Annotated in this window: 2 protein-coding genes; one reads left to right on the top strand and one right to left on the bottom strand. The window is 69.1% G+C overall.

What is annotated here, in order from left to right:
* The first annotated feature begins 269 nt into the window (after positions 1-269).
* Entirely contained in the window at positions 270-1,061 is a 792-nt protein-coding gene (locus ACFC1X_RS40725; protein ID WP_376364815.1) for an IS5 family transposase, read from the top strand.
* Here ACFC1X_RS40725 and ACFC1X_RS40720 read toward each other — a convergent pair.
* Positions 1,018-1,566 (bottom strand): hypothetical protein, encoded by a 549-nt coding sequence (locus tag ACFC1X_RS40720; protein WP_376364812.1) that lies wholly within the window; start codon positions 1,564-1,566, stop codon positions 1,018-1,020. The genes ACFC1X_RS40725 and ACFC1X_RS40720 overlap by 44 nt on opposite strands.
* Between the last annotated feature and the right edge of the window lie 115 nt (positions 1,567-1,681).

The following is a 1,681-nucleotide window of genomic DNA, read 5'->3' as shown; positions in this document are numbered from 1 at the left end:
TAAGTAGCTGTTGTCGTTCCGATCTTGAGAGGCGGGCGTCGAACGGGAGTCTCGATCGGGTGATCGCGGCGGACAGCGAGCATGAAGGCAGGGCCTCTTGGTAGCTCGGGGTTGCGAAGCCAACCGAGATCCAGGAGACCCTGTTGCCGCAGTTGTACGTGCTCGCGCCGGTGGAGTTCAACTCGGCTGCACCGTCGTGTGATTGCGTCGCCCACCGGTTCGGCAATGCGGCCGATCACCCGGAGCGTGTTCGGCGGTATCCCTCGGACATGACGGACGCGGAGTGGGCCGTGGTCCAGCCGCTGCTGCCGGTGCCGGGCTGGCTGCGTGGCCGGGGCGGGCAGCCGGAGGCGTACTGCCACCGGCAGATATTGGACGCTGTCCGCTACCTGGTGGACAACGGCATCAAGTGGCGTGCGATGCCGGCCGACTTCCCGCCGTGGGACCGGGTCTATGCGTTCTTCCGCCGATGGCGCGAGAACGCCCTGGTCAGGGAGTTCCACGACCGGCTGCGCGGCCGAGTCCGCGAGAAGGCGGGGCGGGATGCGGAGCCGACGGCCGGGGTGATCGACTCGCAGTCGGTCAAAGCGGACGCCGTGGTGGGTGCCGACAGCCGCGGCTTCGACGGCGGGAAGCTGATCAACGGGCGCAAGCGGCACGTCGTCGTCGACACCCTCGGTCTGCTGCTGGGTGTGATGGTCACCGCAGCGGACATCGGTGACCGCGCCGCCGCGAAGGTGCTGCTCGAGCGGGTGGCCGACGCTCACCACCGGCTGGAACTCGTCTGGGCCGACGGCGGTTACACCGGCAGCCTCGTCGAGCACTGCCTGGCCGCGCTCGCCCTGGTCCTGGCGATCGTCAAGCGCAGCGACGACACGCGCGGTTTCGTGGTGCTGCCCAAGCGGTGGATCGTCGAGCGTCTCTTCGCCCACCTGATGCGAAGCCGCCGCCTGGCGCGCGACTTCGAACGCCGCACTACCAGCGCCGAGGCGATGATCTACTGGTCGATGACCATGGTCATGACCCGCCGCCTGGCCCGCACACGCCCCGCGCGAGCGTGAACCGGCCCGGTGCCGGCTCGGCCAGCCAGCCCCGCGAGACCAGCCGTTTCGCCTTCGACCGCAGCGCCTCAACCTTGGCCGGCACCACGTCCATGCCGAACAGGACGGTCATCTCCTGGCAGGTCAGCGGGCCCTGGCCGAGACGGACCCGATCCGCGAGCACGGCCAGAATGCGCTGGTAGTCCGCCGACAGTGCCGTCCGGGCCAGCCCCTCGCGCCACACCGGAACCTGCGACTTCGCCTTCGCCGCCACGGGCGGCGACGCCTGCACCCCTGCTTCCAACCCGGCACTGCCCGCTCGTTCGACGGCCACCGCGTCGGCTGAATCACCGCCCGGCGCGGACAGCACCGCACCAACGCGCTCGCGGGCGATCGTCCACTCCAGCCATTCCTGCTCGGCCGTTGCGAGCTCGGCCTGGATGCGGTCGGCTTCCTCGCGCAGCCCGTCCACACGACGACGGGCGGCAAGCTCGTGCTGTTCCAGCAGTCCGACAACCGACGGCATCCGCAACCTCCACGGGAGCGACGAAACGACGGACCATCACTCCCACACCGACACCGCACCTATCCCTGACCAGCGAAAACGGAGTCGTCAGACTCGGAAAGACAACAACCTCTAA

It is taken from the genome of Streptomyces sp. NPDC056128, from assembly GCF_042263835.1.
In the GTDB taxonomy this organism is placed as follows: Bacteria; Actinomycetota; Actinomycetes; order Streptomycetales; family Streptomycetaceae; genus Streptomyces.
Note: the sequence above shows the minus strand (reverse complement) of the source record. Positions and strands in the feature narration are given on the sequence as shown.

What these genes read in the sequence shown, in the direction of transcription:
- ACFC1X_RS40725 (WP_376364815.1), top strand. Translation starts at nt 270, where the DNA reads ATGACGGACGCGGAGTGGGCCGTGGTCCAGCCGCTGCTGCCGGTGCCG.
- ACFC1X_RS40720 (WP_376364812.1), bottom strand. Translation starts at nt 1,566, where the DNA reads ATGCCGTCGGTTGTCGGACTGCTGGAACAGCACGAGCTTGCCGCCCGT.